The sequence below is a fragment of the Paenibacillus sp. 23TSA30-6 genome, from assembly GCF_014858585.1.
Classification (GTDB): Bacteria; Bacillota; Bacilli; order Paenibacillales; family Paenibacillaceae; genus Paenibacillus.
In genome coordinates this window covers 33,342-48,447 of sequence record NZ_SLTL01000029.1, presented here as the reverse complement: position 1 = coordinate 48,447, position 15,106 = coordinate 33,342, and the positions used below count along the sequence as shown (strand labels likewise).

The window sequence follows — 15,106 nt, the reverse complement described above, 5'->3', positions numbered from 1 at the left end:
TACAGGTGAATATGTGGAAGACGAGAGGTTGGACTTCGGCCGCTGTTTCTCATATAATCTACAAATACTTTAGCTTGCGGTGGAGAGGGGGTGCCTTTAATAAAGGACTCCAAGGTGACGACAAAAGAAAATAATATTGTTTTGTTTCCGAAGACACTGGATTACTATCAAATTCAACTCACTGTGATGCTTGAAAACGAACGTTACGGAGAGGCGATGGCGATGCTGCGTTTTTTGATGCAATGTCAGGGTCAGGAACAGAAGCAATACGAAGAGTGGGATGCCCTTTTACAATGGCTGGAAGCCGCGTTTCCACAATATGCCGACAGAGGGGCGGAAACGGACGCTGCGGAAGAAGATGAGGTCAGTGAAGCAGAGCTGGCCCGCCGAAATGCGCGCTTCAAGCAGGAGCAGGATGCAGGCTACGGCAACAAGTTGCTACGTATGGCTATGGATGAACCGTTGTCGGAACAGACGATTTTAGCGCTGGAACAACTGTCTTATCTGGATCTGCCGGAAATCGACGATGCGCTGCTTAACTGGATTAAGGAACGGGAAATCCACCCTCTGCTTCAATTCCGTGTTTTGCAGACACTACGACGACGCGGAATGGAAGGGACGATCGAAATCAGCCGGGGAGATGAGAAGGCAGAAATCGAGATTGAGTCTATTCCGTTGCGGCCGGATGAATTTCCTGAACCGATTATGCGTATTCTGGAGCGGGTGGCCGATCAGACTGAAGTGCATGAGCCTACGCTGTTCTATTTTGCGCAGGAGCTATGGTCGCAGTTTGTGATGGCGGTGTACGGTACGAAAGATTACAGGTCAATGCTGGTGGAGGAGGACGGGATGCCGGATATTTGGGCGGCAGCACTCCATCAGACGGTATCGGAGAGTCTGAGCGGCAACAAGGATGAGGAAGAAACCCGTGCTATATATGGCATTACCGATGCGTTGCGCTTCCGTTTTGAGCAGGTATATCGGTCGATGCGTCTATTCGTAGCGGCGGGAATGAACACTCCATAACGGCCGGAAACGGTTACTTGTGAAGCATTCAAGGGGCTGCCCTTGAAAAAGATAGTAATGTTAGATATACTATAGTGGTTATTTTGTGTGCGTTGATCGTATGAAAACTAAGTGAAGATTTTGTTGGAGGGGAAAGCATAAAATGAAAGCAACTTGGGAGAAAATAGAGAAGAACCTTGGGGTTCTTGAAGTTGAGGTTGACGCGGATCGTGTAGCCGCTGCACTCGACAAAGCTTTTAATAAAGTGGCTAAACAAGTAAGTGTACCAGGATTCCGTAAAGGTAAAGTACCACGTCCTATTTTTGAAAAGCGTTATGGTATTGAAAGCTTGTATCAGGATGCAATTGACTTTCTGCTGCCAGAAGCCTACAGCCAAGCTGTAGAAAAGACGGATATTTTCCCGGTAGACAGCCCTGACGTTGAAATTGATCAATTCGCTAAAGGCGAATCTTTCAAATTCAAAGCCAAGGTTACTGTTAAGCCTGAAGTGACTTTGGGTGAGTACAAAGGTGTAGAAGTGCCTGTAAGCAAACTCGAAGTAACTGACGAAGAGCTGGCTCAAGAGCTGGAGCGTTTGCAACAACGTCATGCCGAGCTGGTTGTCGTTGATGAAGATGCTGCACAATCCGGCGATACGGCTATTATCGACTTTGACGGTTCCGTGGATGGCGTTCCATTCGAAGGCGGACAAGCTGAGAAGTATTCTCTGGAGCTGGGCTCCAATACGTTCATTCCTGGCTTTGAAGAGCAAGTGATCGGTTTGCACACAGGCGATTCCAAGGACGTTGAAGTAACGTTCCCTGAGAACTATCATTCGGCTGATCTCGCTGGCAAACAAGCAGTCTTCAAAGTGAAAGTTCATGAACTGAAACGCAAAGTTCTTCCTGAGCTGGATGATGAATTTGCTAAAGACGTAAGCGAATTTGATACACTGGGTGAATTCAAGGAAGACTTGAAAAAGCAACTGCTGGAGCGTAAGGAAAACGAAGCTAAAGCTGCCCGTGAGGGTGCGGTAGTTGAGAAAGTTGCTGATAACGCAACAATCGACATTCCTGAAGCCATGATCAAAAGTGAAGTGCAAAATATGGTTCGCGATTTCGACAACCGTCTGCGCAGCCAAGGCATGAATCTTGAAATGTTCCTCGGATTCTCCGGCCAAAGCCAGGAAGATCTGGAAGCGCAAATGAAAGTGGATGCTGAGAAGCGTGTACGCAACAACCTCGTGCTGGAGCAAGTGGCAAAAGCGGAAAACATCGAAGTTTCCGAAGCGGAAATTGATGAAGAGCTGAAAAACATGGCTGAAGCTTACAAACGTTCGGTTGAAGAAATTCGCGGTATTCTGGAAGGTAACGGCTCGTTCGCAAACCTGAAAGAAGAAATTTCACTGCGCAAAACGATCGCTTTGTTGTTGGAAAACAGCAAAGAAGTTGAAGCGCCAGCTGAAGCTGCCGAGTAATTCAAACGATAAAATATACGGGGTATGCCGAACAGGCTGCAACGTAGCAATTAGATAGGGATAAGGCACGTAGTGAAAGTTACGTGCCTTATTTTTACCTTGGGCAATCCATATTTTAGTCGTTTATGGAAAGTGCTGTGAGTTGCGCTTTATTGTTGTACTTAAGTCACTGCTGTACATTTGCACATACATACGAAACATGGTTAAATATGAGAAGGTCTCGGCTAAGTACGTTGTACAACAGCCCGCACTGCATATATGAGCGGATGCAAATATGACACGAGACTCTGAACATGTTAAAATATTTTGTAAGGTGTTCCCGTTTCATGCTTGTACTTCCGTTTTAATGGGACTTAAGGAAGTGGATGAATACTGGTGTTCATTTTAATAAAGAAAAGAGGTTGGTCGTGATGAGTCTCGTCCCTATGGTTGTGGAACAAACGAATCGAGGAGAACGATCTTACGATATTTACTCGCGGTTGCTTAAGGATCGCATCATTTTCCTGAGTGGCCCAATTGATGACGATGTCGCCAATCTCGTCATTGCACAGCTATTGTTCCTTTCTGCGGAAGATCCGGAGAAGGATATTAATTTGTACATTAACTCGCCGGGCGGTTCTGTAACTGCGGGCATGGGTATATATGATACAATGCAATTCATTAAGCCGGATGTATCGACGATCTGTGTAGGCATGGCTGCAAGTATGGGCTCTTTGCTGCTCACAGCAGGTGCTCCAGGAAAGAGATATGCGCTTACTAACAGCGAAGTCATGATCCATCAGCCGTTGGGTGGCATTCAGGGGCAAGCCTCCGATATGCTGATCCATGCGGACTGGATTCTCAAAACGCGTGCCAAGCTGAATCAAATCTATGTAGAGCGTACGGGTCAGCCCCTCGAAAAAATCGAACGTGATACTGACCGGGATTTCTTCATGGAAGCGGAAGAGGCAAAAGCATACGGTATCATTGACCAGGTGCTGTCTAGACCGATTAATCTGTAAAGGGGTGGCTCTATGTTTAAATTTAATGATGAAAAAGGACAACTGAAATGTTCCTTCTGCGGTAAATCTCAGGATCAGGTTCGCAAGCTAGTTGCCGGACCAGGCGTATATATATGTGACGAATGCATTGAGTTGTGCACGGAAATCGTGGAAGAGGAACTGGGTCATGAGGAAGAAGTAGATCTGAAAGACATTCCGAAACCAATGCAAATCCGTGACATTCTCGATCAATATGTAATTGGTCAGGATCAAGCGAAAAAATCATTGTCCGTAGCGGTGTATAACCACTACAAACGTATTAATACGCAAAACAAAATTGATGATGTGGAACTGCAAAAAAGTAACATCTTGATGCTCGGACCTACAGGTTCAGGTAAAACGTTGCTTGCGCAAACCATGGCTAAAATTTTGAACGTTCCTTTTGCCATCGCAGATGCTACTTCCCTTACGGAAGCGGGTTATGTGGGCGAAGACGTTGAAAACATTTTGCTGAAATTGATTCAAGCTGCCGATTATGATGTGGAAAAAGCTGAACGTGGCATTATCTACATCGACGAAATTGATAAAGTAGCCCGCAAATCCGAAAACCCATCCATTACACGTGATGTATCGGGTGAAGGTGTACAGCAGGCATTGCTTAAAATTTTGGAAGGCACGGTTGCTTCTGTGCCTCCACAAGGTGGTCGTAAGCATCCTCATCAAGAGTTCATTCAAATTGATACGACGAACATCCTGTTCATTTGCGGTGGTGCCTTTGACGGTCTGGAGCAAATGATCAAACGTCGTGTTGGTAAGAAAGTCATTGGTTTTAATGCGACTACAGATCAAAAGGATTTGAAACCGGGTGAATATACTTCTATGGTATTGCCTGAGGATCTTTTGAAATTCGGTCTGATTCCGGAGTTTGTAGGACGTTTGCCGGTTATTTCTACGCTGGAGCCGCTTGATGAGAACACATTGGTTCGTATTTTGTCTGAGCCGAAAAATGCTTTAGTCAAGCAGTATCAGAAGATGCTTGAACTGGATAATGTTACTTTGGAGTTTAAGCAAGATGCTCTGGAAGCCATTGCCCGTGAAGCCATCAAGCGTAACACGGGTGCCCGTGGTCTTCGTGCGATCATTGAAGGCATTATGCTGGATGTGATGTATGAGGTTCCTTCCCGTGATGATATCACGACTTGCGTCATTAATGAGCAAGTTGTAAAAGATAAAATCGCACCGGAACTCGGTGGTACAGATAAGGATAAAAAACAAGAAGAGAGCGCCTAAGGATTGATACTTCGCGATCTCTAAAACATGAGAAGCCGGATCTCCACTTCACTAAACCCATATGAGGTTTTATGGGGTGGAGGTTTGGTGTTAATGGGAGAGAAAAGTACATGTTCTTAAGACAAGACACACGTCCCGTTAAAGTCGGGAACCTGACGATTGGCGGCAGCAATGAAGTCATCATCCAAAGCATGTGTACGACCAAAACAGCAGATGTGGAAGCTACCGTCGCTGAAATTCTCCGTTTGGAAGAGGCGGGTTGCCAACTTGTACGGGTCACCGTCAACAATGAGGAAGCTGCCGCAGCCATTAAGGAAATCAAAAAACAGATCCATATTCCGCTCGTAGCGGATATTCACTTTAACCACAAGCTGGCCTTGCTGGCGATTGAAAACGGAATTGACAAGGTTCGTATCAATCCCGGCAACATTGGTCGTCGTGAAAAAGTGGAAGCTGTGGTTAAGGCATGCAAGGAAAAGGGAATTCCGATTCGGATCGGTGTGAATGCCGGGTCATTGGAACAGCATTTGCTGGATAAGTACGGCTATCCTACCCCAGAAGCGATGGTAGAAAGTGCACTATACCATATCGGTATACTGGAAGAGCTTGATTTTCACGATATTATCGTGTCGCTGAAAGCATCTGATGTGCCTATGGCGATTGCTGCTTATACGAAGGCGGCCGAAATCATCAAATATCCGCTACACCTGGGTATTACCGAAGCGGGTACGCTTTTTACCGGAACCGTTAAGAGTGCAGCGGGAATGGGTGCCTTGCTGGCAGCGGGCATTGGCTCGACCATGCGTATTTCGCTGAGTGCCGATCCAGTTGAAGAAGTGAAGGTTGCGCGGGAACTGCTCAAAACCTTTGGGCTGATCACGAATGCTGCGACTTTGATTTCCTGTCCGACTTGTGGACGTCTGGATATTGATCTGTTCTCTATCGCCAACGAAGTCGAAGACTATATTGCGAAACTCAAGGTGCCGATTAAAGTGTCGGTACTGGGTTGCGCGGTGAACGGTCCGGGGGAAGCAAAGGAAGCCGATATCGGTATTGCCGGAGCGCGTGGGGAAGGACTTCTGTTCCGTTACGGAAAAATGATTCGCAAAGTTCCCGAGGCTGACATGGTTGACGAATTGAAAAAAGAAATTGACATCATCGTCAAGGCGTATGAAGAGACGGGTAAAATTCCGGGTCGCGAGGAACGTCATACAGCCGAGAAGGTATAGACAAAATCGATTCCCATAAAGAGGCATAATCATATTCTATTGCCATCATTTAAACGCCGTGGAGGGCAGCTCTGCTACAGAACTGTTCTTCACGGTGTTTTTGTATTTTCTCTCTGATCTTTTGGAAGACTACCGTTTAGCTATTGGGGAAAAGGAAATACTGTTTTTCATAGACGGCATTTTAGCGGCATTTTTCAAAATGCTGAGATGAGAAACGGAGGAAATACGATGGACTTTACTATGATCTTGTTGTTGGTGCAAATGTTTTTTGGGATTGTCATCGGTCTGTATTTCTGGAATCTTTTGCGGAGTCAGAAGACGAACCGCAGCGCAGTGGACCGGGAATCCCGCAAGGAACTGGATAAACTGCGCAAACTGCGTTCCATTTCATTAACCAAACCGCTGGCTGAACGCACTCGTCCCGCCACATTACAGGATATTGTCGGTCAGAAGGACGGACTGCGTGCGCTCAAGGCAGCGTTATGCAGTGCGAACCCCCAGCATGTTATTATTTATGGGCCACCAGGAGTGGGCAAGACGGCTGCTGCGCGCGTGGTGCTGGAAGAGGCTAAGAAAAACCTGTCCTCCCCGTTCAAGGGAGACGCCAAATTCACGGAGATTGATGCGACGACTGCCCGTTTTGACGAGCGGGGTATTGCAGACCCGTTGATTGGTTCGGTGCATGATCCGATTTATCAGGGTGCTGGAGCGATGGGGGTGGCGGGTATTCCGCAGCCCAAGCCCGGAGCTGTAACGAAGGCACATGGTGGCATGCTGTTCATTGATGAAATTGGTGAGTTGCACCCTACACAGATGAATAAGTTGTTGAAAGTATTGGAGGATCGTAAAGTATTTTTGGAGAGCGCGTACTACAACTCGGAGGATTCGAATACTCCTGCTTATATCCATGATATTTTTCAAAATGGTTTGCCTGCCGATTTCCGTTTGGTAGGTGCGACGACCCGTTCGCCGCATGAGCTGCCGCCTGCCATTCGTTCCCGGTGCATGGAAATTTATTTCCGTGCTCTCCAGCCGCAGGAAATTGCTCGTATTGCTGAGGATGCCGTCCACAAGCTGGGCTTTGGTCCTTGCCCGGAGGCGGTTGAAGTTGTACAGCGTTACGCCACAAATGGCCGGGAGGCCGTCAATATGATTCAGCTTGCTGCTGGATTGGCACTTACGGAGAAACGGGAATGTCTAAACGCCTCGGATGTGGAATGGGTAGCAGGCAGCAGCCAAATTCAACCGCGTCCTGACCGGAAAATACCGGGTCTGCCACAAATCGGATTTGTTAACGGTTTGGCCGTATATGGCCCGAATATGGGTATGCTGCTGGAGATTGAGGTTACAGCAGTTCCGGTTCCTGCGGGAAAGGGAACCTATAATATTACGGGTGTAGTTGATGAGGAAGAGATTGGCGGTGGCTCCCGTACGCTACGGCGTAAAAGTATGGCCAAAGGCTCTGTGGAAAATGTGTTGACCGTTTTGCGTACACTCGGTTTATCGCCGTCGAATTACGATTTGCATATTAATTTCCCCGGAGGAACACCAGTAGATGGCCCGTCGGCAGGTATTGCTATGGCAACAGCTATTGCTTCTGCAATGCGGGGAATTCCGGTGGATCACGAAATTGCGATGACCGGAGAGGTTAGCATTCACGGGCGTGTTAAACCGATTGGCGGCGTATTAGCCAAGATTGAGGCTGCTTTTCAGGCAGGGGCTAAAAAGGTGATCATCCCGCAGGACAACTGGCAGTCTCTTTTTGACAGCATTGAAGGCTTGAAAGTCATTCCGGTGCAGTCGGTTACGGAAGTATTCCAGCACGTATTTGGAGAGGAATTGACGTCAGATTTACCTGTACACACGCCAATTGAGACTTTTCGCCCATCCCAATCTTCCCTGTTGCAGGCCGATGGGACGCATAACGGGACGATATCGGACACAGGATCTTGCTAATGAACTACCCTTTCATTGGTTTTTTCATAAAACATTTGATAAAATATGAAAGATAACAACTTGAAGGATTGTAAAATCCGGAACTTGAGAATCACTGGAGGTGCGAAAGCGATGGGACCCAACAAGACAAAAGGTCGTCGTTTTCCTTTGCTGCCTTTAAGAGGACTTCTGGTCTACCCGAGCATGGTTCTGCATCTCGATGTGGGCCGAGAAAAATCGGTCAAGGCTTTGGAAAAAGCGATGGTTGAAGATAATTTGATTCTCCTGTGTTCTCAATCAGAAGTGAATATTGAAGAACCCGCACAAGAGGATATTTTTCGAGTCGGCACGGTAGCCAAAGTACGCCAGATGCTCAAGCTTCCCAACGGAACGATTCGGGTGCTGGTGGAAGGGCTGGAACGTGCCGAGATTATTCAATATATGGACAATGAGGAATATTACGAGGTACTGGCAAAGGAGCTGCATGAGGCAGAAAACGTGCATCCCGAGACGGATGCGCTCATGCGTACTGTTTTGACCCAGTTCGAGCATTATATCAACTTGTCCAAAAAGGTAACCCCCGAAACTCTCGCTGCGGTATCCGACATTGAGGAGCCCGGACGGCTTGCTGACGTGATTACAAGTCATCTGACGCTCAAAATCAAGGAGAAGCAGGATATACTGGAGACGATCGACGTAGCTCAACGTCTGGAGAAGCTTCTGGATATTTTGAACAATGAGCGTGAGGTACTTGAGCTGGAACGGAAAATTAGCCAGCGCGTGAAGAAACAGATGGAGAAAACGCAGAAGGAGTATTACCTGCGTGAGCAAATGAAGGCGATCCAGAAAGAGCTTGGCGAGAAGGAAGGTCGCGCAGGAGAAGTAGAAGAGCTGCGCAATCAGTTAAGTGAGCTGGAACTGCCCGCTCCTGTAAAGGAGAAGGTCGAGAAGGAAATTGACCGTCTGGAGAAGATGCCTGCAAGCTCTGCCGAGGGCGGGGTGATCCGTAATTACGTCGATTGGCTGTTAAGCTTGCCATGGAACAAGTTTACGGATGATGATCTGGATATCGTCAAGGCTGAAGAGATACTGAATGATGATCACTACGGACTGGATAAGCCGAAGGAACGGGTGCTGGAGTATCTGGCTGTACGCAAGCTGGTGAAGACCATTAAGGGGCCAATTCTGTGTCTCGTAGGTCCACCGGGGGTGGGCAAGACTTCACTGGCTCGTTCCATCGCCAAGTCCATGGGGAAAGAATTTGTCCGCATCTCTCTTGGGGGCGTGCGGGATGAAGCGGAAATTCGTGGTCATCGCCGGACTTATGTAGGCGCGATGCCAGGTCGCATCATTCAGGGAATGAAGACGGCTGGAACGTCTAATCCGGTCTTTTTGCTGGATGAGATTGATAAAATGGCTTCGGATTTTCGTGGTGACCCTTCGGCGGCACTGCTGGAGGTGCTTGATCCCGAACAGAACAATACGTTCAGTGACCATTTTGTCGAGCTGCCCTTTGACTTGTCCAATGTGATGTTCGTGACGACAGCCAATGCCGCGCATAATATTCCGCGTCCGCTGATGGACCGGATGGAGACATTGTACATTCCGGGTTACACCGAGCTGGAAAAGCTCGAAATCGCTAATCGTTATCTCCTGCCCAAGCAGAAGAGAGAGCACGGCTTGAAAGAGGAGCAACTGGACATCGGGGAGGATACGCTGCTGCGTGTTATCCGTGAATATACCCGTGAATCCGGCGTGCGGAATCTCGAACAGCAAATGGCTTCTTTATGCCGCAAGGCTGCGAAGTCAGTGGTATCCGGTGGAGAAGGCCCGATTCAAATTACACCGGACAATCTGAAAGATTATTTAGGCGTCGCCAAATTCCGTTACGGTGTAGCGGAGCTGGAAGACCAGATTGGTACGGTTACAGGCTTGGCGTGGACAGAGGTCGGCGGTGAAACGCTGATGATTGAAGTGACGGTCGTACCCGGCAGCGGTAAGCTGATTCTTACAGGTAAGCTGGGAGACGTTATGAAGGAATCCGCGCAGGCCGCATTTAGCTACACTCGCTCCAAAGCGGTTGAGCTGGGCATTGATACGGACTTTTATGAGAAAAATGATATTCATATCCACATTCCGGAGGGAGCGATTCCGAAGGATGGACCATCGGCGGGAATTACCATTGCTACAGCGTTGATTTCAGCGCTGACCAACCGTCATGTATCCAAAGATGTGGCTATGACGGGGGAAATTACCCTGCGCGGCCGCGTGCTGCCGATTGGTGGATTAAAAGAGAAGTCGCTGGCAGCCCACCGGGCAGGCTACAAAAAAATTCTGCTTCCCAAGGATAATGAACGGGATCTAAAAGATATTCCCGACAGTATCAGGCAGGATGTTGAATTTGTTCCCGTTGCCCATATGGATCAGGTGCTAAAGCATGCTTTGGTTGAGCAGGCAAGGGTACATTAGAGAGGAATTAAGGACACGATGAAAGTAACAAAAGCAGAATTTATTATTAGCGCGGTTGGCCCCGATCAGTTCCCTGTGGACGCTTTGCCGGAGATTGCTCTGGCGGGGCGTTCCAATGTAGGGAAGTCGTCACTGATTAATCGGTTGATTAGTCGTAAAAACTTGGCGCGCACCAGTTCTACGCCGGGTAAAACACAGCAGCTCAATTATTACCGAATTAATGATGATCTCTATTTCGTCGATTTTCCGGGTTACGGCTACGCAAAGGTATCCAAAACGTCCCGTAAAGCCTGGGGGCAAATGATTGAGTCGTATTTGCTGGAACGGGAGCCGCTCAAGCTGGTGCTTCAAATGGTCGATTTGCGTCATCCACCGTCTAAGGATGATATCATGATGTATGACTGGTTACGCCATAACGGACTCCCGGTATGCGTTGTAGGCACGAAGGCAGATAAAATCCCCAAAACACGGCGGGAGAAGCATTATAAAGTAATCAAGCAGGAACTCGGAATACTTCCTGGGGGTTTGTTTATCCCCTTTTCATCTGAAGAAGGCATGGGTAAGGATGAGCTATGGTCGGTCATCTCCAGCTATATTGAGAACGACGAAGACGAGGAACAACCGGAAATCTAAGAAGAAGGACGTCCATGGAGGGCGTTCTATCGGAAAAGACATATGCGAAGAATAACCATGGATTTAATCCATGGTTATTTGCTTTAAAAATGGCTCAAACTATATCAAACGATACAGACGTATTGGATGTTCGAGTTTGCCATCCAATTTTCATAAACAATTCATAAAACAGCCGGAGGAGATTCGGACTTCTGTGATATAATTAACATAGTTTATGATAACAGTGGTTATTCTTATTACAGTTTAGGCAGGTGAATTTGCAATGCACATCGTCGTTGTTGGGTTGAATTATCGTACGGCGCCTGTGGAAGTCAGAGAGCGATTTACATTTGCAGAACAAGATTTACCAAAAGCGCTGGAACAACTCAAACTCACCAAAAGTGTGTTGGAGGGCGTAATTGTCGCAACCTGCAATCGGACTGAAATTTATGTCGTGGTGGACCGCCTTCACATGTGCGGTTATTTTATACGCAGTTTTATGGAGCAATGGTTCGGCATTCCTCGCGATCAATTTACACAGCATCTATATATATATGAGGACGAGCAGGCCATCCGGCATTTGTTCCGTGTGACTTGTGGTTTGGATTCTATGGTAATCGGGGAAACACAAATTTTGGGACAGGTGAAGAACGCTTTTCTTCAGGCTCAATCCCAGAAAATTACGGCAACGTGGTTTAATATGCTGTTTAAGCAGGCCGTCACATTGGGCAAGCGTGCCCATTCTGAGACGTCCATTGGAGAAAGCGCCGTATCCGTCAGCTATGCAGCAGTTGAACTGGGCAAACGAATTTTTGGGTTGTTTACCGATAAAAAAGTGCTGATTCTCGGCGCGGGTAAAATGAGCGAGCTTACCGTTAAGCATTTGTACAGCGGTGGAGCAGCCGAGGTCATTGTGGCGAACCGGACTTTATCCAGAGCGGAAGATTTGGCTTCCAAGTTTCATGGAACGCCGGTCACGATGGAGGAAGGTATGAATCGGTTGGCGGATGTGGACATTGTCATTAGCTCCACAGGTGCACAAGGATATATTCTGGATCGCGAGCGGGTTGAAGCCAGTATGAAACGTCGTCGGTCCCGTCCTTTATTTATGATTGATATTGCGGTTCCACGTGATTTGGACCCGGCTATTGGTGAATTGCAGAATGTTTTTCTCTACGATATTGATGATCTGGAAGGCATCGTGGAGAGCAATTTGGAAATGCGCCGTACTGAGGCTGCCAAAATTGAGCATATGATCGAAGGAGAACTTGGCGACTTTTATCAATGGTTAAAAACGATGGGAGTGCGTCCGGTGATTCGTGCTTTACAGGAAAAAGCAGAGACCGTGCATCAGGATACGCTTGAAAGCTTGTTCAACAAGCTTCCCGAGTTGGATGAACGACAACGCAAAGTGATTAGCCGCTTGACGAAGAGTATGCTGAACCAGATGATGCATGATCCGATCAATTCGGTGAAGGAACTGGCTGTCCAAAGGCAGGGGAATGAGGCGCTTGAACTGTTTAGCCACATTTTTGCTCTGGAGGATCGTTTGGAGGACGCCGCTCAGAAAGTAGATAAAAGCGATGCATCCGCGTTAATGAAACCGGAGGCCGGTATTCATGAAAAATCTGGTCAGGTCCAAGCCTTGCCAGCGTCGTTTGCGCCGGCTGGCATGTAAAGGCGGGTGAGTGAACGTGGCTTTAAGCACGCTTATATATGATTCGATGATTTACGTTTTTGCCCTGAGCCTTCTGTTTGTATTCTCGGATGGCATTCGCCGTAATGCGAGTGCCAAACGGACAGGTACAGGGCTTCTTGCTGTCGTTCTTGTGCTCCAGCTTGTATATATGGGAATAAGAACCTGGAACGAAGGACATCTTCCTATTTTTGTAACCTACGATTTTTTATTTCTGTTTTCATTTATTTTGGTCCTGATTTCTTTAATTCTCTCACGCTATCAGCGGTCGGAATTTGCGGTATTGCTGCTTAACATTATTAGCTTTGCGGTTCTTGTGCTCAATAATATATGGATGGAGCCCACCAACAATCCGCTTGGAAGTTGGCATACGGTGCATGGGCTGCTTCTCATCCATATCGCTTTGGCCAATCTTGGCTTTGTAGCCATGACGGTAGCAGCTGTATTTTCGGGGCTTTATCTGTTTTTGCATCGTAAATTGAAAGTCAAGAAATGGAATGATACGATCCGGCGTCTGCCGAGTCTGGAAATGATGGATCGGTATACCCATATGGCGCTGTTGATTGGTACTCCTTTGCTTGGGGTCTCCATTGTAGTTGCCGTCATTTCTATTATTGCTGAAGAACGCTGGCGTCTGCTACTGGATACTAAAGTATTGATGACAGCGATAGCCCTGTGCGTGTATATTGTATTTTTAGTGAGCAAAAGATTCAATCAGAAGTCGGGCCTCGTGATGGCGAAGTGGGCATTGGTGGGCTACACGCTATTGATTCTTAACTTTTTGCTGAATTCCTGGTCTGTATTTCATCAGTGGACGGGAGAGTGAATGGCCATTTGCAACATTTTGTGCCGATTTCGCTGAATTGTAAAAATAAGCTCTGTTGTATTGTGGGCGGAGGAAGGATAGCGGAACGCAAGGTAAAGGGACTGATGGAAAGCGGGGCGTTCATTACCGTCATCAGTCCGAATATAACGCCGGATTTACAGGTTCTGGCCGATCATAAGCAGCTCCACTGGGTAAATCGCGTATACCGCGAGGGTGACCTCCAGGGGGCCTTTCTTGTATATGCGGCGACCGACCGGAGAGAAGTGAACAATACGGTTGCGCATGAGGCTGTGCGAAGGGGTATACTTGTAAATGTGGCGGACCGCTCGGAAGATGCGGACTTTATAACGCCGGGCATCATCCGACGGGGTAGGCTAACGATCAGCGTATCCACCGCAGGTGCGGGTCCAGCAGTAACATCCGAAATTACATCGGCTTTGGATACGCTGTTTGGTAGCGAATACGAGCCGTATCTGGATTTCATGTACGATATGAGGCAGGCGATTAAACGTACCATATCTTCCCCGCAGCAAAGGGCGAAACTGCTGAGACGTTTGGCGAGCAGCGGAATTTTGGAGCAAATACGACGTCAGGAATTTACGGCATGGACGCAAGAAGAGATGGACATATGGATTGCGCAAAATCAGGAGGAATAGCATGCGAACAATTGTGGTAGGTAGCAGACAGAGCGCGCTTGCGCTAACTCAGACCGGGCATGTCATTGAGGATTTGAACGTGCTGTGCGCGGAGCATGGGCTGGATATGCAGTTTGTCGTAAAAAAAATATTGACCAAGGGCGACCGGATTTTGGATGTAACGTTGTCCAAGGTGGGTGGCAAAGGGCTGTTTGTCAAAGAAATTGAACAGGCCATGTTGGCAGGTGAAATTGATATGGCAGTACATAGTATGAAGGATATGCCGTCAGAATTGCCCGAAGGGCTGGTGAACGGCGCGGTACCGCGTCGGGAGGACTCGCGGGATTGTTTCGTTACTCTGGGGTCCAAGAGCTTGGACGACCTGCCCCAAGGGGCAAAGGTCGGTACGAGCAGCCTGCGCAGAGCCAGTCAAATCAAGTCATTACGACCTGATCTTCAATTGGAGCCTGTGCGCGGTAATATTGATTCCCGTCTGAAAAAGCTGGAGACTGAAGGTTTTGACGCCATCATTTTGGCGGCTGCAGGCTTGCACCGGATGGGCTGGAAAGACCGAATTACGTCCTATATACCAGAGGAAGACTGTTTGCCGGCAGTTGGGCAGGGAGCGCTCGGTATTGAATGTCGCGCCAATGATGAAGAGCTACTCGCATTGCTGCATCTATACAACGACCGGGATACCTCGGCTACGGTTGCGGCAGAACGAACCTTCCTTGGCGTGCTGAACGGGGGATGCCAGGTGCCGATCGGGGCCCACGCAGTCTGGGTTGATCAAGAGATCCGCCTCACGGGTATGGTAGGCTCGCCGGATGGCGAGGTTATTTTGAAGGAAACGCTCCAGGGAAATGATCCGCAAAAGCTGGGAGAAGCGGTGGCGGCTAGCTTGATCGCCAAAGGAGCGGAACAGATTCTGGCGCAGGTGAGGGGATGATGG

The 15,106-nt window shown here is 48.0% G+C and carries 12 protein-coding genes; all 12 read left to right on the top strand.

The features are described from left to right. The first annotated feature begins 90 nt into the window (after positions 1-90). The 12 genes from E0698_RS21495 to hemC all read left to right on the top strand — a co-directional run bounded on the left by E0698_RS21495 (position 91) and on the right by hemC (position 15,103). Positions 91-1,026: a hypothetical protein gene (locus E0698_RS21495; RefSeq protein WP_192512862.1), complete on the top strand. Its 936-nt coding sequence runs from the start codon at positions 91-93 to the stop codon at positions 1,024-1,026. 142 nt (positions 1,027-1,168) lie between these two features. After that, positions 1,169-2,482 carry a trigger factor gene (gene tig, locus E0698_RS21490; RefSeq protein ID WP_149094801.1) on the top strand — a complete coding sequence of 438 codons (1,314 nt, stop codon included), beginning with the start codon at positions 1,169-1,171 and terminating at the stop codon, positions 2,480-2,482. Between the two features lie 410 nt (positions 2,483-2,892). Beyond that, the gene (gene clpP, locus E0698_RS21485) at positions 2,893-3,483 is read left to right on the top strand and encodes an ATP-dependent Clp endopeptidase proteolytic subunit ClpP (protein WP_044645652.1); all 591 of its coding nucleotides are present in this window, start codon (positions 2,893-2,895) and stop codon (positions 3,481-3,483) included. A gap of 12 nt (positions 3,484-3,495) precedes the next feature. Further along, positions 3,496-4,752 (top strand): ATP-dependent protease ATP-binding subunit ClpX, encoded by a 1,257-nt coding sequence (gene clpX, locus E0698_RS21480; RefSeq protein ID WP_025684004.1) that lies wholly within the window; start codon positions 3,496-3,498, stop codon positions 4,750-4,752. A gap of 110 nt (positions 4,753-4,862) precedes the next feature. Further along, the gene (gene ispG, locus E0698_RS21475) at positions 4,863-5,981 is read left to right on the top strand and encodes a flavodoxin-dependent (E)-4-hydroxy-3-methylbut-2-enyl-diphosphate synthase (protein ID WP_134913021.1); all 1,119 of its coding nucleotides are present in this window, start codon (positions 4,863-4,865) and stop codon (positions 5,979-5,981) included. 228 nt (positions 5,982-6,209) lie between these two features. Beyond that, positions 6,210-7,937 carry an ATP-dependent protease LonB gene (lonB, locus tag E0698_RS21470; RefSeq protein WP_149094803.1) on the top strand — a complete coding sequence of 576 codons (1,728 nt, stop codon included), beginning with the start codon at positions 6,210-6,212 and terminating at the stop codon, positions 7,935-7,937. 111 nt (positions 7,938-8,048) lie between these two features. After that, complete coding sequence (gene lon, locus E0698_RS21465) at positions 8,049-10,385, top strand: endopeptidase La (RefSeq protein WP_192512861.1); 2,337 nt, start codon at positions 8,049-8,051, stop codon at positions 10,383-10,385. Between the two features lie 18 nt (positions 10,386-10,403). Then, complete coding sequence (gene yihA, locus E0698_RS21460) at positions 10,404-11,018, top strand: ribosome biogenesis GTP-binding protein YihA/YsxC (RefSeq protein ID WP_044645655.1); 615 nt, start codon at positions 10,404-10,406, stop codon at positions 11,016-11,018. A 262-nt stretch (positions 11,019-11,280) separates the two neighbouring features. Continuing rightward, the gene (gene hemA, locus E0698_RS21455; RefSeq protein WP_192512860.1) at positions 11,281-12,675 is read left to right on the top strand and encodes a glutamyl-tRNA reductase; all 1,395 of its coding nucleotides are present in this window, start codon (positions 11,281-11,283) and stop codon (positions 12,673-12,675) included. A gap of 16 nt (positions 12,676-12,691) precedes the next feature. Next, positions 12,692-13,519 (top strand): cytochrome c biogenesis protein CcsA, encoded by an 828-nt coding sequence (gene ccsA / locus E0698_RS21450; RefSeq protein WP_192512859.1) that lies wholly within the window; start codon positions 12,692-12,694, stop codon positions 13,517-13,519. 8 nt (positions 13,520-13,527) lie between these two features. Then, positions 13,528-14,175, top strand: coding sequence for a precorrin-2 dehydrogenase/sirohydrochlorin ferrochelatase family protein (locus E0698_RS21445; protein ID WP_134913025.1), 648 nt, complete (start codon positions 13,528-13,530; stop codon positions 14,173-14,175). Position 14,176: 1 nt separating this feature from the next. After that, positions 14,177-15,103 carry a hydroxymethylbilane synthase gene (hemC, locus tag E0698_RS21440; RefSeq protein ID WP_192512858.1) on the top strand — a complete coding sequence of 309 codons (927 nt, stop codon included), beginning with the start codon at positions 14,177-14,179 and terminating at the stop codon, positions 15,101-15,103. The last annotated feature ends 3 nt before the right edge of the window (positions 15,104-15,106 follow it).